General features: G+C 59.3%; 21 protein-coding genes and 2 tRNA genes. 12 read left to right on the top strand and 11 right to left on the bottom strand.

Translation table 11 applies throughout. The annotated features are described in order from the left end of the window. The first annotated feature begins 14 nt into the window (after positions 1 to 14). The 3 genes from GJ695_RS15400 to GJ695_RS15390 all read left to right on the top strand — a co-directional run bounded on the left by GJ695_RS15400 (position 15) and on the right by GJ695_RS15390 (position 1725). Entirely contained in the window at positions 15 to 356 is a 342-nt protein-coding gene (locus GJ695_RS15400) for a YciI family protein (protein ID WP_154366176.1), read from the top strand. Positions 357 to 365: 9 nt separating this feature from the next. After that, positions 366 to 1106 carry a uridine kinase gene (gene udk / locus GJ695_RS15395; protein WP_229260510.1) on the top strand — a complete coding sequence of 247 codons (741 nt, stop codon included), beginning with the start codon at positions 366 to 368 and terminating at the stop codon, positions 1104 to 1106. Positions 1107 to 1302: 196 nt separating this feature from the next. Next, on the top strand, positions 1303 to 1725 hold the full coding sequence (locus GJ695_RS15390) for a type II toxin-antitoxin system HicB family antitoxin (protein ID WP_154366174.1): 423 nt from the start codon (positions 1303 to 1305) through the stop codon (positions 1723 to 1725). A gap of 289 nt (positions 1726 to 2014) precedes the next feature. On the opposite strand, the gene GJ695_RS15385 is transcribed toward GJ695_RS15390, so the two are convergent. Continuing rightward, positions 2015 to 2104 (bottom strand) — tRNA-Ser (locus GJ695_RS15385). 133 nt (positions 2105 to 2237) lie between these two features. Beyond that, positions 2238 to 4223, bottom strand: coding sequence for an acetate--CoA ligase (gene acs / locus GJ695_RS15380; RefSeq protein ID WP_154366172.1), 1986 nt, complete (start codon positions 4221 to 4223; stop codon positions 2238 to 2240). Positions 4224 to 4432: 209 nt separating this feature from the next. Between acs and GJ695_RS15375 the strand changes: the two genes are divergently transcribed. The 5 genes from GJ695_RS15375 to GJ695_RS15355 all read left to right on the top strand — a co-directional run bounded on the left by GJ695_RS15375 (position 4433) and on the right by GJ695_RS15355 (position 8041). Further along, the gene (locus tag GJ695_RS15375; RefSeq protein ID WP_154366170.1) at positions 4433 to 5023 is read left to right on the top strand and encodes a YqhA family protein; all 591 of its coding nucleotides are present in this window, start codon (positions 4433 to 4435) and stop codon (positions 5021 to 5023) included. 16 nt (positions 5024 to 5039) lie between these two features. Next, positions 5040 to 6569 carry a fumarate hydratase gene (locus GJ695_RS15370; RefSeq protein WP_154366169.1) on the top strand — a complete coding sequence of 510 codons (1530 nt, stop codon included), beginning with the start codon at positions 5040 to 5042 and terminating at the stop codon, positions 6567 to 6569. Next, the gene (gene murI / locus GJ695_RS15365; protein WP_154366167.1) at positions 6569 to 7399 is read left to right on the top strand and encodes a glutamate racemase; all 831 of its coding nucleotides are present in this window, start codon (positions 6569 to 6571) and stop codon (positions 7397 to 7399) included. Before GJ695_RS15370 ends, murI begins: the two co-directional genes overlap by 1 nt. A gap of 115 nt (positions 7400 to 7514) precedes the next feature. Then, positions 7515 to 7590 (top strand) — tRNA-His (locus tag GJ695_RS15360). Positions 7591 to 7714: 124 nt separating this feature from the next. After that, complete coding sequence (locus GJ695_RS15355) at positions 7715 to 8041, top strand: hypothetical protein (protein ID WP_154366165.1); 327 nt, start codon at positions 7715 to 7717, stop codon at positions 8039 to 8041. Here GJ695_RS15355 and GJ695_RS15350 read toward each other — a convergent pair. Beyond that, entirely contained in the window at positions 8038 to 8445 is a 408-nt protein-coding gene (locus GJ695_RS15350; protein ID WP_154366163.1) for a response regulator, read from the bottom strand. The two genes, GJ695_RS15355 and GJ695_RS15350, sit on opposite strands and share 4 nt — an antisense overlap. 186 nt (positions 8446 to 8631) lie before the next feature. On the opposite strand from GJ695_RS15350, the gene GJ695_RS15345 reads away from it, so the two are divergent. Continuing rightward, a complete protein-coding gene (locus GJ695_RS15345; RefSeq protein ID WP_154366161.1) occupies positions 8632 to 9081 on the top strand; it encodes a hypothetical protein in 450 nt (149 codons plus the stop codon). Between the two features lie 325 nt (positions 9082 to 9406). On the opposite strand, the gene GJ695_RS15340 is transcribed toward GJ695_RS15345, so the two are convergent. The 5 genes from GJ695_RS15340 to dusA all read right to left on the bottom strand — a co-directional run bounded on the left by GJ695_RS15340 (position 9407) and on the right by dusA (position 13874). After that, positions 9407 to 9808, bottom strand: coding sequence for a hypothetical protein (locus GJ695_RS15340; RefSeq protein ID WP_154366159.1), 402 nt, complete (start codon positions 9806 to 9808; stop codon positions 9407 to 9409). A 139-nt stretch (positions 9809 to 9947) separates the two neighbouring features. Beyond that, a complete protein-coding gene (locus tag GJ695_RS15335; protein WP_154358880.1) occupies positions 9948 to 10289 on the bottom strand; it encodes an energy transducer TonB in 342 nt (113 codons plus the stop codon). Positions 10290 to 10358: 69 nt separating this feature from the next. Then, positions 10359 to 10691 (bottom strand): energy transducer TonB, encoded by a 333-nt coding sequence (locus GJ695_RS15330; RefSeq protein WP_154366157.1) that lies wholly within the window; start codon positions 10689 to 10691, stop codon positions 10359 to 10361. A gap of 109 nt (positions 10692 to 10800) precedes the next feature. Beyond that, entirely contained in the window at positions 10801 to 12552 is a 1752-nt protein-coding gene (locus tag GJ695_RS15325; protein WP_229260511.1) for a methyl-accepting chemotaxis protein, read from the bottom strand. Positions 12553 to 12890: 338 nt separating this feature from the next. Next, the gene (gene dusA / locus GJ695_RS15320) at positions 12891 to 13874 is read right to left on the bottom strand and encodes a tRNA dihydrouridine(20/20a) synthase DusA (protein WP_208023411.1); all 984 of its coding nucleotides are present in this window, start codon (positions 13872 to 13874) and stop codon (positions 12891 to 12893) included. A 1443-nt stretch (positions 13875 to 15317) separates the two neighbouring features. Here dusA and GJ695_RS15315 point away from each other — a divergent pair. Both GJ695_RS15315 and GJ695_RS15310 read left to right on the top strand, forming a co-directional pair. After that, positions 15318 to 16073 (top strand): helix-turn-helix domain-containing protein, encoded by a 756-nt coding sequence (locus tag GJ695_RS15315; RefSeq protein WP_154366153.1) that lies wholly within the window; start codon positions 15318 to 15320, stop codon positions 16071 to 16073. Beyond that, positions 16060 to 16794, top strand: coding sequence for a hypothetical protein (locus GJ695_RS15310; protein ID WP_154366151.1), 735 nt, complete (start codon positions 16060 to 16062; stop codon positions 16792 to 16794). The genes GJ695_RS15315 and GJ695_RS15310 overlap by 14 nt, the downstream gene beginning before the upstream one ends. Here the strand turns inward: GJ695_RS15310 and GJ695_RS15305 are convergent. Further along, entirely contained in the window at positions 16791 to 17363 is a 573-nt protein-coding gene (locus GJ695_RS15305) for a helix-turn-helix domain-containing protein (protein ID WP_154366149.1), read from the bottom strand. The two genes, GJ695_RS15310 and GJ695_RS15305, sit on opposite strands and share 4 nt — an antisense overlap. 44 nt (positions 17364 to 17407) lie before the next feature. Between GJ695_RS15305 and GJ695_RS15300 the strand changes: the two genes are divergently transcribed. Continuing rightward, on the top strand, positions 17408 to 17860 hold the full coding sequence (locus tag GJ695_RS15300; protein ID WP_154366147.1) for a GNAT family N-acetyltransferase: 453 nt from the start codon (positions 17408 to 17410) through the stop codon (positions 17858 to 17860). Between the two features lie 3 nt (positions 17861 to 17863). Here GJ695_RS15300 and GJ695_RS15295 read toward each other — a convergent pair whose 3' ends face one another. Both GJ695_RS15295 and GJ695_RS15290 read right to left on the bottom strand, forming a co-directional pair. Beyond that, the gene (locus GJ695_RS15295; RefSeq protein ID WP_154366145.1) at positions 17864 to 18613 is read right to left on the bottom strand and encodes a glycosyltransferase family 2 protein; all 750 of its coding nucleotides are present in this window, start codon (positions 18611 to 18613) and stop codon (positions 17864 to 17866) included. Next, positions 18607 to 18942 (bottom strand): cupin domain-containing protein, encoded by a 336-nt coding sequence (locus GJ695_RS15290; protein ID WP_154366143.1) that lies wholly within the window; start codon positions 18940 to 18942, stop codon positions 18607 to 18609. The genes GJ695_RS15295 and GJ695_RS15290 overlap by 7 nt, the downstream gene beginning before the upstream one ends. Positions 18943 to 18944: the final 2 nt, after the last annotated feature.

The following is an 18944-nucleotide window of genomic DNA, read 5'->3' as shown; positions in this document are numbered from 1 at the left end:
AGAAAGGAACCATCATGACCCAATATCTTGTAGCGATTCACCATCCCGACAATTACGACCCAGCCGCGATGGAAGATGAAGCCATGCACCGCGATATCGATGTGCTGAACGACGAAATGGTCGCCGCCGGGATCAGGATCTTTGTCGGCGGCTTGCGCCCGGCAAGCAATGCCCGCTCGATCCGCGCCCAGGCGGACGGCAAAGCGAGCATCACCGACGGCCCGTATCTGGAAACCAAGGAGCACATCGGCGGCTTCTGGGTGCTCGAAGCACAGAGCCTGGATGAGGCGCTGGAGTGGGGATGCAAAGCCGCAATCGCCTGCCGCGCCCCGGTCGAGGTGCGGCCATTTTTTTAACAAAATGGCATGCCACGGAAGGAAGATTTGCCTTTGGCGGCAAGGGCTAAAGCCGCCAATTCCGGGCCTTCCCCTGTCGATTCGGGCGCGATTCCGGTATCATTCGGCATGAATACGATTTCCTTCCAACCGTTTATTATTGGCGTCGCAGGCGGTAGCGGCAGTGGCAAGTCCACTGTGTCCCAGAAAGTGCTCGCTGCGTTTGGCGCAGATATGGTCTCGGTCGTGATGCAGGACGATTACTACCGCGACCAAACCCACCTCAGTCCTGAAATCCGTCCCCAGCAGAATTACGACCACCCACAAGCCTTTGAATGGTCGTTGCTGGTGCAGCATATCCAGGCGTTGCGCAACGGCGAAACGATCGAAATGCCGGAGTACGACTTCACGCTTCACAATCGCTCCGACCGCACCATCACCGTCAAGCCAGCGCCGGTCATCGTGATCGAAGGCCTGTTTGCCCTGTACGACGCGGACCTGTGCGACATGATGTCGCTGAAGATCTACGTCGACACCGCCTCCGACATCCGCTTCATCCGCCGCATGCAACGCGACATCACCGAACGCGGCCGCTCGGTGGAGAGCGTCGTCGGCCAGTACCTGGAAACGGTACGCCCGATGCACAAGCAATTCATCGAACCCACCAAGCGCAACGCCGACATCATCATTCCCCATGGCGCCAATGGCCCGGCGGTTGATATGATTACAACCAAGGTGGCAAGCGTTATCGGTCAGGCGAAGCGAAACTGATTTGTTGGCACGAGTCTCTAACAACTCGTCCAGTCCTGCCCCTTCCTGTTAGACCTGCAAACACTGCACTCAGCCACATGCGCCAAGGATTTCATCCTTCGGCGCATTTGTCGTTTGACGCCCATCACTGCTACACAAATACGTTCTTGTATGTAGTAGGATCACACACTCGGGAATGAGGTACAGGGGGCAACAAATGGACATCCCAGTTGTCATTTTCAAAGACGAAGGTAGCGTGTACGGCGTGAACGTACCTGACATTAAAGGCGTTCATTCTTGGGGCGATACCATAGAAGATGCGTTGAAAAACGTCAAAGAGGCTATCGCCAGTCACATCGAAACTCTACTGGAGTTGGGCGAGACGATAGACATCACTAAGAACAAGATTGAGGATTTGCAGAGAAATCCAACACATGCCGGTGGGATTTGGGCATTGGTCACTCTCGATCTGGACAAGCTGGACAGCAAACCGGAGCGCATTAACATCAGCCTGCCTCGGTTTGTTTTGAACAAGATTGACCGATATGCAATCATTCGCCATGAAACGCGCAGCGGCCTGCTGTCGCATGCAGCGCTGCAATTAATCGACACCGAGTCAAAGAGTCTCGATTCTGCTTAACCTCGGCAAAGGCACAAACGCTCATCATGACTGAGCACGCCACCCAATGAGACGTGCCGGCCTTTGGACATTTGCGAGAGAGAATGATGCTTTTAGGAATTTTGCGCTGCGCGCGGCGCCTTCGGCGCGCCACCGCGCAGCGGTGGCAATCGGGCGATTCGGAGCGGCTCGCCCCGGTAGGGGCGATGCCTTCGAATTCCCCGCGCAGAGCGCGCAGGCGCTCTGCTTCTCTCCGCCCAGGCACAAAACAAAAAAGCCACCCGAGGGTGGCTTTTTGCTTTTGTGTCCTTGGCGGAGAGAGGGGGATTCGAACCCCCGATAGGTTTGACCCTATACACGCTTTCCAGGCGTGCGACTTCAACCACTCATCCACCTCTCCTGCATTTCCCCTACATCCGGGAAGCGCCAGATTATAGCAAAGATTCCGGACAGTACCAAGATTATTTGCCGCTAAGTCATGACACTCAGATCACACCCGGATGGGATTCCCGCCTGCACGGGAATGACGCATCTTACGAGGTCTCTTTCAATTGCTCCAGAATGGCCGGATTCTCCAGCGTCGACACATCCTGCGTGATGCTCTCGCCCTTGGCCAGCACGCGCAGCAGACGACGCATGATCTTGCCTGAACGCGTCTTCGGCAGGTTGTCGCCGAAACGAATCTCCTTCGGCTTGGCGATCGGGCCAATCTCCTTGGCCACCCAGTTGCGCAGCTCCAGCGCGATCTTCTTGGCGTCGTCGCCAGTCGGACGCGCCTGCTTCAGCACCACGAACGCGCAGATCGATTCCCCCGTCGTGTCATCCGGCTTGCCGACCACCGCCGCCTCCGCCACCAGCGGATTGGCCACCAGCGCCGATTCAATCTCCATCGTGCCCATGCGGTGACCCGACACGTTCAGCACGTCATCGATACGGCCGGTGATGGTGAAGTAGCCGGTGTCCTTGTTGCGGATCGCGCCATCGCCAGCCAGGTACATCTTGCCGCCCAGCTCTTCAGGGAAGTACGACGTCTTGAAGCGCTCAGGGTTATTCCAGATGGTACGAATCATCGACGGCCATGGACGCTTGACGACCAGGATACCGCCCTGCCCGTTCGGCACATCCACACCCGCCTCATCCACAATCGCGGCCATGATGCCCGGCAGCGGCAGGGTGCACGAACCCGGCACCATCGGCGTCGCACCTGGCAGCGGCGTGATCATGTGGCCGCCGGTTTCGGTCTGCCAGAAGGTATCGACGATCGGGCAACGCTCGCCGCCGACCTGCGTGTAGTACCACATCCAGGCTTCCGGATTGATCGGCTCGCCCACCGTGCCCAGCAAACGCAGCGACGACAGGTCGTAGTTTTTCGGATGGACTTTCGGATCGACGTCCGATGCCTTGATCAGCGAACGGATCGCCGTCGGCGCGGTGTAGAAGATGTTGACCTTGTGCTTGGCCACGGTTTCCCAGAAGCGGCCGGCGTTCGGGTAGGTCGGCACGCCTTCGAACACCACTTGCGTCGCGCCCACCGCGGTCGGGCCGTAGGCGATGTAGCTGTGGCCGGTCACCCAGCCGATGTCGGCGGTGCACCAGTAGACGTCGGACGGCTTCAGGTCGAACGACCATTTCATCGTCAGCGCCGCCCACAGCAGGTAGCCGCCGCTGGAATGCTGCACGCCTTTCGGGGTGCCGGTCGAGCCGGACGTGTACAGGATGAACAGCGGATGCTCGGCGTCCACCCACTCCGGCTCGCACACCGCCGACTGGCCTTCGACCAGTTCATGCAGCCACAGGTCGCGGCCTTCCTTGAAGGTGATGGCGCCGCCGGTGCGTTTGTAGACGATCACATCCTTGATGGTGTCGCAGCCGCCGAGGCCCAGCGCTTCGTCGACGATGGCTTTCAGCGGCAGGTGTTTGCCGCCGCGCAGTTGTTCGTCGGCGGTGATGACGGCCACCGCGCCAGCGTCGATGATGCGCTCCTGCAGCGACTTGGCGGAGAAGCCGCCGAACACCACCGAGTGCGTGGCGCCGATGCGCGCGCAGGCCTGCATGGCGGCCACGCCTTCGACCGACATCGACATGTAGATGATGACGCGGTCGCCTTTCTTGATGCCGCGCGCCTTCAGGCCGTTGGCGAACTTGCAGACTTTTTCGTGCAGTTCCTTGTACGACACGCGCGTCGACGTGCCGTCATCCGCTTCGAAGATGATGGCGGTCTTGTCGGCGTTGCCGTTGGTCAGATTGCGGTCGAGGCAGTTGTACGAGACGTTGAGCTTGCCGTCTTCAAACCATTTGTAGAACGGCGCGTTGTCTTCGTTGAGGGTTTTGGTGAACGGCGTTTGCCAGTCCAGATGTTCTTTCGCCAGGCGCGACCAGAAGCCTTCGTAGTCGGCTTCGGCTTCGGCGCACAGCGCGTTGTAGGCGTCCATGCCGGAGACGGCGGCTTGTGCTGCAAACGCCGCCGGTGGCGCGAAGACGCGGGATTCCTGTGGACCTTGTTGGGTAGTGGTGCTCATGGTGTCTCCAAAATGTTGTAATCGTTTGCTAGCAACATAAACGCTATCGCTTACTGCGCCCTTACAGCCTGCCCCATCCCCGGCGGAGAATGGTGTGCCGGACAATTTTACCAATAATTCAATGCAGCGTTCCGATGCGGCCGCTCGGCAGCGCGTGTAAAATGTCGGCAGTTTTCATAGTCTGCCTCATTTCCAGGAGTTTTGCCCTAATGACCGAGCCAAAGCAGAAGCTGCGTCCCCTGCCCGCCTTTATCTTCATGACCCGCTGGCTGCAGTTGCCGCTGTACCTGGGCCTGATCCTGGCGCAGTGCGTCTACGTGTTCCACTTCTGGGTCGAGCTGAAGGACTTGATCGGCGCCGCGCTTGGCAACGACGCAGCGCTGCAGCACATCTTCCAGGCCGTCGCCGTGCCCAACGCGCCGGTGCCGGACAAGCTCAATGAAACCACCATCATGCTGGTGGTGCTCGGCCTGATCGACGTGGTGATGATTTCCAATCTGCTGGTGATGGTGATCATCGGCGGCTACGAGACCTTTATCTCCCGCATGAACCTGGATACCCATCCGGACCAGCCGGAGTGGCTGTCGCACGTCAACGCCTCGGTGCTGAAGACCAAGCTGGCGATGGCGATCATCGGCATTTCGTCGATCCATTTGCTGAAGACGTTTATCAACGCCAGCTCCTACAAGTCGGAAGTGATCATCGCGCAAACGGTGATCCATGTCGTGTTCCTGCTGTCGGCACTGGCCATCTCTTACACCGACCGCATCACCACGGTGACGCACAACGAATCCCATTAACCCCCGCGAGAACATCATGACCATCATAAAGCAAGAAGACCTGATCGAATCCGTTGCCGCCGCGCTTCAGTACATCAGCTATTACCATCCAGCCGATTACATCGAGCACCTGGCCCGCGCCTACGAGCACGAGCAAAGCCCGGCCGCCAAGGACGCCATCGCGCAGATCCTGACCAACTCGCGCATGTGCGCCGAGGGCAAGCGTCCGATCTGCCAGGACACCGGCATCGTCAACGTCTTCCTGAAGATCGGCATGGGTGTGCGCTTTGAAGGCTTCACCGGCACCGTCACCGACGCCGTCAACGAAGGCGTGCGCCGCGCCTACAACTACGACGACAACAAGCTGCGCGCGTCGATCGTGGCCGACCCGCACTTCGACCGCAAGAACACCAAGGACAACACCCCGGCCGTGGTCCACATGGAACTGGTCGAAGGCGATACCGTCGACGTCAAGGTCGCAGCCAAAGGCGGCGGTTCGGAAAACAAATCGAAGATGATCATGATGAATCCATCCGATTCGCTGATCGACTGGGTACTGAAAACCGTGCCGACCATGGGCGCCGGCTGGTGCCCGCCAGGCATGCTGGGCATCGGCATCGGCGGCACCGCCGAGAAGGCCATGCTGATGGCCAAGGAAGTGCTGATGGAAGACATCGACATGTTCGAGCTGAAGCAGCGCGGCCCGCAGAACAAGCTGGAAGAACTGCGTATCGAACTGTGCGACAAGATCAATGCGCTGGGCATCGGCGCGCAAGGCCTGGGCGGCCTGACCACCGTGCTGGACGTGAAGATCATGATGCACCCGACGCACGCCGCGTCGAAGCCGGTCGCCATGATTCCGAACTGCGCCGCCACCCGCCACGGCCACTTCGTGCTGGACGGTTCCGGTCCTGCCTACATGACGCCGCCACCGCTGTCGACCTGGCCTGACGTGTCGTGGGCGCCGGACACCGAGAAATCGAAACGCGTCGACCTGAACACGCTGACCAAGGAAGAAGTCGCTTCGTGGACGCCGGGCCAGACCCTGCTGCTGAACGGCAAAATGCTGACCGGCCGCGACGCCGCGCACAAGCGCATCCAGGACATGCTGGCCAAGGGCGAAGAGCTGCCGGTGGACTTCAAGAACCGCGTCATCTACTACGTCGGCCCGGTCGATCCGGTGCGTGACGAAGTGGTCGGCCCGGCCGGTCCCACCACCGCCACCCGCATGGACAAGTTCACCGACATGATGCTGGAGAAAACCGGCCTGATCGCGATGATCGGCAAGGCCGAGCGCGGCCCTGCCGCCATCGAGTCGATCAAGAAGCACAAGTCGGCCTACCTGATGGCGGTGGGCGGTTCGGCCTACCTGGTGTCGAAAGCCATCAAGCAGTCGCGCGTGCTGGGCTTTGCCGACATGGGCATGGAAGCGATCTACGAGTTCGACGTGGTCGACATGCCGGTCACCGTGGCCGTCGATTCGCAAGGCACGTCGGTGCACAACACCGGTCCGGCGGAATGGAAGACCCGCATCGAGCAGCTGAACGTCCCTGTCGTGACGGCCTGATGCAGATCGCCCACGCTCCCGGTTCGCCCATCGGCGTCTTCGATTCCGGCGTGGGCGGACTGTCGGTGCTGCGCCACATCCGCGCGCAGCTGCCGCACGAAGACTTGCTGTACTTCGCCGATTCCGGCCATGCGCCGTATGGCGACAAGACCGAGCAGTATGTGGTCGACCGCGCGCTGGCGGTGACGGACTATCTGCTGTCGCACGGCGCCAAGGCGCTGGTGGTGGCGTGCAATACCGCCACCGTGGCCGCCATCAAGGCGGTGCGGGCGAAGTATCCGGAGCTGCCGGTGGTGGGTGTCGAGCCGGGCCTGAAGCCGGCCGCGGCGGCCACGCACAACGGCAAGGTCGGCGTGCTGGCGACGGCGCGCACGCTCAAGGGCGACAAGTTCCTGCAGCTGCGCGAACAGATCAGCGCGGCCACCCAGGCCGAGTTCCTGCTGCAACCGGCGGTGGGCCTGGTCGACGAGATTGAAAAAGGCGACCTGCACGCGCCAGCCATCGGCGCCATGCTGGAACGCTACATCGCGCCGCTGCTGGAACAAGGCGCCGATACGCTGGTGCTGGGCTGCACGCACTACCCGTTTGTCCGCGACGGCATCGAACGCGTGCTGCGCGACCATGCGCGCGCGGACGTCACCTTGATCGACACCGGCGACGCCGTGGCGCGCCAGCTGGGCCGCCTGTTGGAGGCTGCCGGCCTGTTGCATGCTGGCGATGACAGTCAGGCCATTCTGCGCGGCTACACCACCGGCGACGCGGTCGCCCTGGCGCAAGCCTTTGCCGATTTGCTGGGCCTGAAGCCGGATGTGGAAAAGGTTGATGTTTAAGCCATGAGGCGTCGCCGGAAAGAATGCTGTAATTAAATTTGCAGGAATCGGAACTGGCTTGTATAATTCTGGCTCGTTGTTCAGCAGTAGTCGAACAGCAAGTAGTAAATCAGTGGTGGCTGTAGCTCAGTTGGTAGAGTCCAGGATTGTGATTCCTGTTGTCGTGGGTTCGAGCCCCATCAGCCACCCCAAAGAATTAAGTAAAAAGCCCAGTCCCAGGACTGGGCTTTTTGCGTTTCAGCCGCCGTTTGATGCACCTCTACGCTGACATACGCGACACAAGCTAGCCTGCTCCGATAACCAACGGAGGCCGCCATGGCGCGCAAGAGCTTGCTTGACATCGAATCGGAGCAGCAGGATGATCATCTACCCTCTTCTGAACAACAACCTGCGATCATGAACGAGCTCATCAAGGCGGTTGCAGTGATTCAATCCAATTACGCGACCAAGGAAGAGCTAGCGGTCATCAATGGCAAGCTGGATGTCCTCGCCAGCAATCAACAAGCATTTCAAGCGCACGTGTCCCATACTTTTGCCACCAAAGCAGAGCTTAACGATGCGGTCTACCAGCTCACTTGGCGCATGGCGGGATTTTCCGTGGCAATCATTGGCGCCGTGGTGGCATCCATCCGCTGTCTCTAGCCCCTGGCCGCAGCGCGCTGGGCGCGGATCTGGGTGGCGATTTTTTCCAGCGTGTCCATCACCGCGCCGGGCGTGAAGGGTTTGACGATGTAGCCCTTGGCGCCGTTGCGCAAGGATTGCTCCACGGTGCTGCGCTCGGTGCTGGCCGTGACCATCAATACCGCCGCTTTCGGCTGCTTCTCGCTAATCCAGTTCAACAGGCTCAGGCCGTCGCCGTCGGGCAGCTGCACGTCGAGGCAGATGATGTCGGCGCGCTGCGAGCGCAGGCGGGTGCGGGCTGATTCGGCGGTGGCGGCGTCGCCCACCACGTCGAACTGGTCGCCCTGGATAATCACGCGCAACAAGCTGCGCGTCATCTCGTTGTCGTCAATAATGAAAACGCTCAGTCCCTGGTGCAATGGCATGCAGGCCTCCTGTGGCTATCATGCTGCCAACTATAGCGCAATGTCCTTACTAATGCGTAACGTTACAACTTTTTGGCCATGCTTATTGCCCGCTGGAACTGGATTCCCGCTACAATGGAACGATCGTTGCATGCGTATGCAAAGCCTCGCAATACCTCTACTTATCCCCCAGAACCGCATAAGTGTATGTCTCAAGAAAAACCTATCACTGAAGTCAGCACCTACAGCAAAGACACGCCGATCGGCCGCCCGGACATCGATGGCCGCGCCGCCGTCTTCGTGCCCTCCGAAACCTTCGATCCGAACGCCAACTCGGCGATCCGCCTGGGCGCCGGCATCGTCGGCTTCGGCAACCCGGACGGCACGCTGACCGTCTACTTCGAGGCCAACCGCTTCGACGACAGCAGCCTGCACAAATGGGAAAACAAGGCCCGCAAAGCCTACGACCGCATGGTGGCCGGCGCGCCGACCGTGTCCAAGGCCAAGATCAACGCCAGCAACCTGGAACAGATCGGCACCATCGACGGCATGGGCATCCACCTGAAGCAACCGGAACGCCTGAACCTGTGGCTGGAACGCGCCAACGCGCTCGACACGGCGCCGGCCAATCCGGTCACGCTGTGGAAAACCAAGTAAAAGTTGACTGAAAGATAGACACAAGCTTTAGTCCTACATTTCGTCGGACGTTTGGCTGATTCCTGGAAGACAGGGGGTGGACTATTCTGGAGTTATTCCAGTTCCCACCTACTTTCAGGAGCCTGTCATGGCACGTTATCTACACATCGCATTTGGCGCCTTGCTGATCACTGTAGCCGGCGCATCGGCCTACGAACTGTGCTCGGAAAACGTGCTGCACCAGTCTTCCATCTACGTGATGCGTTAAGCGTCACCAGCTCACCAGACAAAAAAAATCCCGCCGCGCCTTCCCAGGCGCCGCGGGATTTTTTACGTCCGCAAGCGATCAGCGGCGGTGGTAGCCGCCCCAGCCGCGTCCGCCCCAGCCACGACCGCCGCCGCAGCACCAATGGCCGAACGAAAAGTCCAGGCCGATCGATACCGGCGGGTAGTAGTACGACGGCGCCGGCGCGTAATACACGGGCGCCGGTGCGTAGTACACCGGCTGGGTGACGTAGGTGGTGGTGGCGTAGCTCGGCTCGGTACTGTAGACAACGCGCGCCGGTTGCTGCGCCGGCAATTCCTCGGTCCAGGTGCCCGATTGCGTCTGCGCGCCGGACGGCAGCACCGACACGGTGTGCCACTGGTACGGATCCTGCACGCGGGCAGTGGTGTAATAAGCTGGACGCTGCGTGGCGCAGCCGGTCAGCGCCGCCAGCGCGGCAACGGCGATAACGATAGTTTTCATGGCGGTTTCTCCTCAATCCAGATCGTACTATATAAGGAAGCGCAGCACGCTTCGCGTCCCATTACAGTTTATTACAACCCGCGTGTTACACGAAAAAAAAGGAACCCGCGGGTTCCTTTTTTGCTCAGGCCGCAGCCGCTCAGTCCAGCTTCCAGGCGTAATCCACCTTGGTCCAGGTCTCGGCCGGGGCGCCGTCCTTGGTGCCCGGCTTGAACTTGCAGGCGCTCAGCGCCTTGATGGCGGCCTTGTCCAGATTCTTGAAGCCGCTGCTCTTGTCCACTTTCGAGTCCGCGACGCTGCCGTCCGGCTTGACCAGGAACGACATCGAGACCGTGCCCTGCTCTTCGTTCATCAGGGATGCCTTCGGATATTCGGCCTTGCAGTTCTTGGCATCGAACGATGCAGGAACTTCAGCGGCAAAAGCGGTGCCCGATACCAGCACTGCTGCGATCACACTCAACCAACGCTTGTTTGTAAACATCTGATTTCCCCAAAAGTGTAAGAATCCGGCGAGCAGGCCATGCCCGGTGCATGGCCCGGTTGAGACTGATTACAGCTTCCAGCTGTAGTCGACCTTGGTCCAGGTCTGGGCTACAGCGCCATCCTTGGTGCCTGGTTTGAATTTGCAGGCGCTCAGTGCTTTCAGGGCGGCTTTATCGAGGTTTTTGTAACCGCTCGATTTTTCCACTTTGGAATCCATGACGTTGCCGTCGGCGCCGACCAGGAAGGCCATGGTGACGTCGCCCTGCTCTTCGTTCATCAGCGAGGCTTTTGGATATTCCGCTTTGCAGTTTTTGTCGCTCAGCGAAGCTGGCACTTCAGCGGCGAACACAGCCGAGGTAGCGATCGACAGGATGGCGGCGGCGAATACAGACTTGTTCATATTACGATTTCCCAACAATTTGTTATTAACGACTGGTTAAACGAACTCCACAGCGGGCCATCTGTCCACAACAGCGGACGGCAGACTGCGGCAAATAATTTAGAACTGCTTAGAACTCTTCCCACTCATCGCTGCCGGCGGTGCTGGCTGCCGCGGCGACTTTTTTCGGTTTGGCTGCCGGTGCAGGCGCTGGCTTGGTCGCCAGTTTCTTCACAGGAGCCCGTGCTGCGGCGATCGGTTTGACAACGGCTGCCTTGGCGGCCATCGCCGGCGCGGCCACTGCTGCGCGCTCTTCACCTTCCACCAGCTTGAAGATGCTGACCACGCGCGACAACTCGCCGGCCTGATCTTGCAAGCTTTGTGCTGCGGCAGCGGCTTCTTCCACCAGCGCGGCATTCTGTTGGGTCATGCTGTCCATCTCGATGATGGACTGGTTGACCTGGGCAATACCAGCGCTCTGTTCCTGGCTGGCATTGGCGATTTCACTCATGATGTCGGTCACGCGACGCACCGAGGTCACCACCTCGTCCATCGTCACGCCGGCCTGGCCGACCAGCTTGGTGCCGGCGCCGACTTTTTCGACCGAGTCATCGATCAGCATCTTGATTTCCTTGGCGGCGCCAGCGGAACGCTGGGCCAGGTTGCGCACTTCCGACGCCACCACCGCGAAGCCGCGGCCTTGTTCGCCGGCACGGGCCGCTTCCACCGCGGCGTTCAGCGCCAGGATGTTGGTCTGGAAGGCGATGCCATCGATCACGCCGATGATGTCCACAATTTTCTTGGCCGAGGCGTCGATCGAGCTCATGGTGTCGACCACTTGCGACACCACCTGGCCACCCTTGACCGCCACATCCGAAGCGGCCGAGGCCAGCTGGTTGGCTTCACGGGCGTTGTCGGCGTTCTGTTTCACGGTCGAGGTCAGCTCGTCCATGGCCGAGGCGGTTTTCTCCAGCGACGAGGCCTGCATTTCGGTACGCGACGACAAGTCGACGTTGCCGGCGGCGATTTCACGCGAGGCGGTGCCGATGGTCTCGGTGCCGGTGCGCACCTGGCTGACGATGTCGCGCAGGCTGTTGCGCATTTCACGCATTTCGAAGACCAGGCTGTTCTTGTCGGCGCCGGTGGTGTTGATCGAGATCGACAGGTCGCCGCCAGCGATGGCGCCGGCGATCGATGCGGTGTAGTCCGGCTCGCCGCCCAGCTGTTTCTGCAGGCTGCGGGTGATGACCAGGGCGGCGGCCACCGAGATCGCCACGGCCAGCAGGCCCATGATGATCATGAAGCTGCGGGCGCTGGAGAAGCCGCTGGCGGCATCGACCTGCATCTGCGCATTCATCTTGTCTTCCAGCGCGCCCAGTTGCTCCAGGGCGGTCATCCATTTTTTCTGCGCTGGACGGATTTCCTTGACCAGCACGCGGGTGGCTTCTTCCGCTTTGCTACCCAGCCACAGTTCCGAGGCCTTGGCGATGGCAGGCATCGCGGTGGCTTCCGCTTCCTTGACGGTGGTCAGCAGGGCTTTTTCTTCCGGAGTCGATTCGGCGTTGAACTGCGTGGTCAGCTTGGCCTGGAACTCGGCGTATTTGCCGGCCAGTTCCTTGATGCGGTTCATGTCCGCTTCCATGTCGGCCGGGTCGGCGATCATGGTCAGCACGCGCAGCGAGTTGACGCGCTCGGCGACGTTGTTGCGCATATCCAGCACCAGACGGGAGACGACGTTATTGACGTTGATCACGTGATCGAGACGGTTCTGGATCTGCGACATGCGCAGGATGCCGACAGCAGTCACGGCGACCAGGAACACCAGCACCAGGGCGAATCCGAGGCCCAGCCGCGTTCCGACTTTCATTTTTGCTAAATTCATTTCGTCTTCTTCTTAAGTGACTGTTGATAGAAGTTGCCCTGAACGACGCACGGCTCAATGTGCGGCGCCCAAACAAAACCCTTGCTGATAAGTAATAAGCTGTGACAGTAGCAAACAATGACTGCGAATGCAAAAATTTGCAGGTCCACCGGCAGCCAGCATGTAGTTTTTTGGAACCGCAATACAACACGAAAGACGGTGGATATGTGTGTATATTCAGGAATTATAGATGCAAATTTTGCCTCAAAGCAAGCATTTACTGCCTCCAAAATACGCAAACGAACTTTCTACGTGGAAATTCCACCACACCCGATAAAAGTTTGTGTAAATACGTATTTCTACGCAGCAATACGCAGGCGGGCTGCGGCTTCCAGCAGGAGATTGGCGTCGCCGAGGGCGAGCTTTTTGGAGTCGGACAAAGTCTGACGGAAGGCACGGGCGCCGGGCAAGCCGGTCATCAGACCCAGCATGTGGCGCGTGAGGGAATTGAGCTTCATGCCGTGCGGACTGTACAGGGCCAGCTGGGCTTGAATGTAGGGGATCATCGCTTCGAGCACCTGATCGCGGGTCTTCGGCGCGCGGCTATCACCATAGTAGCGTTGGTCGAAATTGGCCATCACGAACGGATTGTGATAGGCCTCGCGGCCCAGCATCACGCCGTCCAGGTGCTTCAAATGCTCGTCGATTTCGGCTTCGGTCTTGATGCCGCCGTTGATGATGATTTCGAAGTCAGGGAAGTCGCGCTTGAGCTGGTAGGCGTAGTCATACTTCAGCGGCGGGATTTCACGGTTTTCCTTCGGCGACAGGCCTTTCAGGATCGCATTGCGGGCGTGCACGATGAACGTGGTGCAGCCGGCATCAGCCACTTTGCCGACGAAATCGCGGACGAAGTCGTAGCTTTGCACGTCGTCGATGCCGATGCGGTGCTTGACGGTGACGTCGATCGACACCGCGTCGCGCATCGCCTTGACGCAGTCGGCCACCAGTTGCGGCTCGGCCATCAGGCAGGCGCCAAACGCGCCCTTCTGCACGCGCTCGGACGGGCAACCGCAGTTCAGGTTGATTTCGTCGTAGCCCCACTTCTCGCCCAGCCTGGCGCTGGTGGCGAGGTCGGCCGGATCGCTGCCGCCGAGTTGCAGGGCGACCGGATGCTCCTCCTCGTTGAAGCGCAGGTGGCGCTCGACGTCGCCGTAGACCAGCGCGCCGGTGGTCACCATCTCCGTATACAGCCAGGTGTGCTGGCTGATGTGGCGGTGGAACACGCGGCAATGGCGGTCGGTCCAGTCCATCATGGGGGCCACGGAAATCCTTCGACCGCCCATTTTTTCTGTATGTACTTGATTTTCAAACGTATATTGCATTTTTTAACTTCTTAAGACTTCATTAAAGACTCACGACTTTTCACTCCCAGCTGCCACAACTTTTGCCACACAGCCAATCGTTCCTCTAAGATAGTTTTGTCAAAAACTTTTCTATCAAGAACCAAAAAAAATGATTGATAGCAACTATTCTATCAATCGGTGACAAGTGACAAGCCAGGATTCGAAAGCACGGATTTCCATCGATGTCTCAGAACTTTAACAAAAAGCAAGACGCGATTGCATGGGCAAAGACGACAGAGGCCGACATGATAACCCGAAAAATCACACCGGGCCTAAGTACCGGTGCGATCCGAGTTGCCAGTGTCGTCGACAAATACATCGAGGAAGCCACCGAGGTGCAGAATCTCAAAGTGTCGCGGACGATGCACACCCACACTTTCCTCGACTCGAACTTACTAAAAAGACACCATCACTCAAAAAATACTCATTTGTTACATTAAGTGAGTTTTCCCTACATGTCTTTATATATCTTTACATAAGTTCAACCAAATAAGGCAAGTAAAAATTTCTCAGGGAGGAAATATGTTGATTAAGAGAAAACTAAGTAAGCGTTTTTTTTTGGGCAAGTTTAGCTCTAGGAATTTTTCAATTATTAACGACAGATGCGCTAGGGCAAACTGAATCAACCACCGGTCCGGTCGATCATAAACATGATCAATACAACAATATTTGTAAACTCATTGAGAAAGAAATAAATATAGCCACCTCAATCATTAATGATGAGAAAAATCTCGAAAATAAAAAATTCGTTAGTTTTTACGATAAAAATGCGCCTTTATATAAAGTAAAAATAAATGATATAAATATTGAATATATTTTAACTGAAGAAAATAAAAAAGTAACAACAAAAATAAATATCAAGTCTGGAGTTAGCTCAAGTGAAGTTGGGAAACTACTTAATATTGCAGTTCCGCTTCCCAAAAAAATTAAGGACGGTTGTGATGCCTACAACTTAATATTTTCCAAGAGAGGAAGTACATATGACCTAGAAATCTTTGCAGCCTTTGTCGATTAAAAAATACGGGAGATATCTATGCCAACGTTCACGCCATCCTCAACAAGTTACCAACCAGGTGTTCGTTTGCTGGCCGGATTGTCCCGCTCTCCAGGTCCTCGCGAACGCCGCCCCCCCCTGTCGTAAGCCCCGACCCCCACGTCTTTTAGATCATCGTGAATCTGTTTCAACGTGCGCCGCTGCTTGCGCGATCGCGCCGCCTCCGTTTTGAGGGGGGGCGTCGTTATAGAGCGAAAAGTTGATGCGCCGCCCGGCTCGCCACGGCGGCTTGGGGCGATATTCACGTATATTCCGCCATATTCAGCTTCTCATTCCCGCGTGAATCCAGAAGAATACGCCTCAAGCTCACCATAAAAAGGGACATACAGATGAATTTTGGGGAAAAGCTGAAACAGATCCGCACCGAGAAAAATCTGACGCAGCCGCAGTTCGCGGAAGCGATCGGCATCGAGCAGTCCTACCTGTCCAAGCTGGAGAACGACAAGTCGCAGCCGTCGGCCGACATGTTCAGCGCCATCGTCAAGTCGCTGCAACTGTCGCCCGGCGAGGTGCTGGCCGATATCGACCGCACCGTCCTGCACACCAGCTTGCGCCATATTCCGGAAGTCAGCCAGTTCCTCAACGGCGAGGTGAAGCGCCGCCTGCACGACGCCCGCCAATACATCTGGAGCGCGGCGGCCGCCTGCCTGCTTGGCTTCGCGCTGATGCTGGCTGCCAACGACGGCATCTTCTACGCCAACAACCTGTACAAATACAAGTCGCCCGGCGTGATCCTGGAGGGCGAGTCGGACCAGATCTTCGAACAGTTCATCAAGATCGGCAACCTGAAAGTGCAGGCGCACACGCTCACCCTGGAAGAATTCATGAAATCGCAGGCCGAGTTCGAAGCCAACCGGGTCAAGGTCCAGACCATCGAGGTATGGGGTAATCGGGGCGGCGTATTTTTTGAACCGGCCGCCGGCGGCAGGCGCAAGTTCGAGCTGGTCGACGTGACCAACGTGCGGCCGGCGCAAAACCAGATCCTGCAATACCTGGGCGCGCTGCTGATGTTTGGCGGGCTGCTGTTGCTGGTGGTCGAATGGCGCATGCGCAAAGCCGCCGGAGGTCGCCATGTCGCAGCTTAGGACCTTCTTTGCCGGCGCCGCCGCCATGGCCGGCGCCCTGGTAGCTGTGATGCTGCTGACCGGCGCGCGCGATCCGGGCAAGCACGCCGAGTTCGACGACATCACCGTCGGCCGCATCAACATCGTCGAGCCGGACGGCACCAGGCGGCTGGTGATTTCCAACCGCGCCCAATTCCCCGGCGACTTCATGCAGGGCAAGGAAGGCGAACGGCCGGACCGCCGTGCATTCGCCGGCATGCTGTTCATCAACGACGAAGGCACCGAGAACGGCGGCCTGATCCAGAAAGGCGGCATCAGCGACGACGGCAAGGTATCCTCCGGCCTGTCGCTGACCTTCGATCGCTTCCGCCAGGACCAGACGCTGCAACTGCTGACCAACGACAGCGCCAATCACCAGCAAACCGGCATCAAGATCAACGACGTGCCCTATTTCCAGAAAACCTCGATGGCCGACATCCACCGCTTCGCCGACGAGGCGCGCACGCTGGCGCCCGAGCAGCGCGCAGCCTATTGGCAAAAGCTGACGGAAGAAGAGCGACTGAGCGTCAACCGCATCTGGCTCGGCAACACGCGCGACCACGGTTCGGCGCTGCAACTGAAGGACGCCCAGGGCCGCGTGCGCATGATGCTGCTGGTCAGCGCCAACGGCGCCACTGAAATCCAGATGCTGGACGCAACAGGCAAGGTCAGCAAAACCATCTCGCCAGCTTCCAAGGATTAAGCGAACGGCAGCGTCACCAGGCCGACCAGGTAGCGGGCGGGTGCGGCGCCGGGATTGGCGTAAGTGATGGGCTGGTCTTCGCGGAAGGCCAGGCAGTCGCCGGGATGCAGGCGCCAGCTGCCGTCGCCGGCGGTGATGTCCATCACGCCTTCCAGCAGCCACACCTGCTGATGCGTGTCGGCCTCGCGCCGCACCTGGCCGTAGGCGACGCGCTGGCCCGGCGGGAAGATCACTTCCACCAGTTGCAGCGGCGAGCGCGCCGCCGGCGACAACTGACGCCGCACGTAGCCGGATGCCGGATCGGTCCACACCGCCTGCGTGTCGGCCGTGCTCAACGGCGACGGCGCCGCTGGCGCGTCCTGGGCCGCGTCGAACAGCGAGGCCAGCGTGACGCCCAGCGCGCCGGCCAGCTTGTCCAGCACGGTGGCGGTGGCGCTGCTCTCGCCGCGCTCGATCAGCGAAATATTGGAACGGCTGACGCCGCTGCGCTCGGCCAGGGCCGTCAGCGACAACTGGCGCGCTTCGCGCAGGGCCAGCACGCGGCTGGCGATCAATTTGTTGATATCCATTTAATCCATTATACTGGATTACATCATCCAACAAACTGTCCGCCATGCACATCGCCTTCGAAACGCCCAACCAGCCGGAAGTGATCGCCCTGATCGCCGACCTCGATGCCTATCAGATGACCTTGTATCCGCCGGAATCGGTCTACGCGCTGGACCTGAACGCGCTGATGCAGCCGGAAGTGAAGTTCGCGGTCGCCCGCGACGCGGCCGGCGCCATCGTCGGCTGCGGCGCGGTGGTGCTGTCGCCGGCATACGGCGAGATCAAGCGCATGTATGTGCAGCCGGCCCTGCGCGGCCGGGGCCTGGCGCGTCGCCTGATGGACGCGCTGGAACACGCCGCGCGCGACGCCGGCTGTCCGCTGCTGGTGCTGGAGACCGGCCCGGCGCAACCGGAGGCGATCGGCCTCTACACCCGCCACGGCTTCGCGCGCTGCGGCCCGTATGGCGGCTATCCCGACGATCCCTACAGCGTCTTCATGCGCAAGCCGCTGGCTTAGCGGTCATGCGCTGCGGCGCGCCACCAACTCGCCGCAGTGGGCGATGAAATAATCCAGGTCGGACGGAACGCCCAGGCCATACATGCCGGCGCGGTCCGCTCCGATATTGTAGTACGCCAGCTTTTGCCCCTTGGCGATCATGCTGTTGTAGGCCGGCGCCACATAAAACTCGCCGTTGACGCGCAGATCCTGGGCAATCATGGCGTCGGCCGCCGCGACAAAATCGCTGCCGCGCGCATAGTTGTAGATGCCGACGGTGGCTTCGTGCGACACCACCTGCTTTTCAACCACTTCGGTGATCTCGTCATTGTCATTCAGGCGCACGAAAGACCATTTCGGATCGTCCGCCGTCATGGTCATGATCAGGCCGTCGACGCCCTGCTGGCGCGCCAGGTAGTCATCGATACTGACGTCGATATACTGGTCGCAGTTGGCGATCATCAGCGGCTGGTCGTTATCGATCAGCTCGCGCGTGAGCAACACCGTGCACGCCGCGCCTTCGGTCACCTGCTGCACCGGAATCACCGCGCTGCCCGGCGCGATCTGCAGCAGGCGTTCGCCCAGCGCGTAGCGCTCCAGGTGTTCCTGCTGGCACACGAAGATAAAGCGGTGCGGCTGCGCCGGGCGCAGGTTCTCGATGACCAGCTCGATCATGGGCTGGCCGAATACCGGGATCAGCGGTTTCGGATCGGTGTAGCCGGCCTTGGCAAAGCGGCTGCCGTGCCCGGCCATGGGAAGCACAATGTTCAGCATGCCGTTGCATCTCCAAGGTATTTGTCGTTGATCGCCCCCGGCACCTTCACCACCACGGTGACGGTATCTTCGAGCACGTTGAAATCGGTGGACTCGTTCGGGGCGATCACGATGATGTCGCCGGTCCGGTATTCCACGCCGTTCATGGTCACGCGGCCGCTCTGGATCATGGTGATTTCGGTGGCGATCTTGTGGTAGTGGCGCGCCTCGCTCATGCCGGCGGCGTAGCTTTTCACGCCCACTTCAGCGGCCTGGGTGGCCAGCGCCGTCGGCGTGAAATCGCCGACGAACCAGCCGCGGATCATGTCGTCCTGCTTGAATACTTGCATAG

Origin of the sequence: Duganella alba (genome assembly GCF_009674495.1) — a bacterium.
Taxonomy (GTDB): Bacteria; Pseudomonadota; Gammaproteobacteria; order Burkholderiales; family Burkholderiaceae_D; genus Rugamonas; species Rugamonas alba.
The sequence above is the reverse complement of the archived record's forward strand: the minus strand, read 5'-3'. Positions and strand labels throughout refer to the sequence as shown.

Bases quoted from the DNA above. Each gene is read 5' to 3' on its own strand.
- GJ695_RS15400 (WP_154366176.1), top strand. From the start codon at position 15: ATGACCCAATATCTTGTAGCGATTCACCATCCCGACAATTACGACCCA.
- udk (WP_229260510.1), top strand. From the start codon at position 366: ATGCCACGGAAGGAAGATTTGCCTTTGGCGGCAAGGGCTAAAGCCGCC.
- GJ695_RS15390 (WP_154366174.1), top strand. From the start codon at position 1,303: ATGGACATCCCAGTTGTCATTTTCAAAGACGAAGGTAGCGTGTACGGC.
- acs (WP_154366172.1), bottom strand. From the start codon at position 4,223: ATGAGCACCACTACCCAACAAGGTCCACAGGAATCCCGCGTCTTCGCG.
- GJ695_RS15375 (WP_154366170.1), top strand. From the start codon at position 4,433: ATGACCGAGCCAAAGCAGAAGCTGCGTCCCCTGCCCGCCTTTATCTTC.
- GJ695_RS15370 (WP_154366169.1), top strand. From the start codon at position 5,040: ATGACCATCATAAAGCAAGAAGACCTGATCGAATCCGTTGCCGCCGCG.
- murI (WP_154366167.1), top strand. From the start codon at position 6,569: ATGCAGATCGCCCACGCTCCCGGTTCGCCCATCGGCGTCTTCGATTCC.
- GJ695_RS15355 (WP_154366165.1), top strand. From the start codon at position 7,715: ATGGCGCGCAAGAGCTTGCTTGACATCGAATCGGAGCAGCAGGATGAT.
- GJ695_RS15350 (WP_154366163.1), bottom strand. From the start codon at position 8,445: ATGCCATTGCACCAGGGACTGAGCGTTTTCATTATTGACGACAACGAG.
- GJ695_RS15345 (WP_154366161.1), top strand. From the start codon at position 8,632: ATGTCTCAAGAAAAACCTATCACTGAAGTCAGCACCTACAGCAAAGAC.
- GJ695_RS15340 (WP_154366159.1), bottom strand. From the start codon at position 9,808: ATGAAAACTATCGTTATCGCCGTTGCCGCGCTGGCGGCGCTGACCGGC.
- GJ695_RS15335 (WP_154358880.1), bottom strand. From the start codon at position 10,289: ATGTTTACAAACAAGCGTTGGTTGAGTGTGATCGCAGCAGTGCTGGTA.
- GJ695_RS15330 (WP_154366157.1), bottom strand. From the start codon at position 10,691: ATGAACAAGTCTGTATTCGCCGCCGCCATCCTGTCGATCGCTACCTCG.
- GJ695_RS15325 (WP_229260511.1), bottom strand. From the start codon at position 12,552: ATGAATTTAGCAAAAATGAAAGTCGGAACGCGGCTGGGCCTCGGATTC.
- dusA (WP_208023411.1), bottom strand. From the start codon at position 13,874: ATGGGCGGTCGAAGGATTTCCGTGGCCCCCATGATGGACTGGACCGAC.
- GJ695_RS15315 (WP_154366153.1), top strand. From the start codon at position 15,318: ATGAATTTTGGGGAAAAGCTGAAACAGATCCGCACCGAGAAAAATCTG.
- GJ695_RS15310 (WP_154366151.1), top strand. From the start codon at position 16,060: ATGTCGCAGCTTAGGACCTTCTTTGCCGGCGCCGCCGCCATGGCCGGC.
- GJ695_RS15305 (WP_154366149.1), bottom strand. From the start codon at position 17,363: ATGGATATCAACAAATTGATCGCCAGCCGCGTGCTGGCCCTGCGCGAA.
- GJ695_RS15300 (WP_154366147.1), top strand. From the start codon at position 17,408: ATGCACATCGCCTTCGAAACGCCCAACCAGCCGGAAGTGATCGCCCTG.
- GJ695_RS15295 (WP_154366145.1), bottom strand. From the start codon at position 18,613: ATGCTGAACATTGTGCTTCCCATGGCCGGGCACGGCAGCCGCTTTGCC.
- GJ695_RS15290 (WP_154366143.1), bottom strand. From the start codon at position 18,942: ATGCAAGTATTCAAGCAGGACGACATGATCCGCGGCTGGTTCGTCGGC.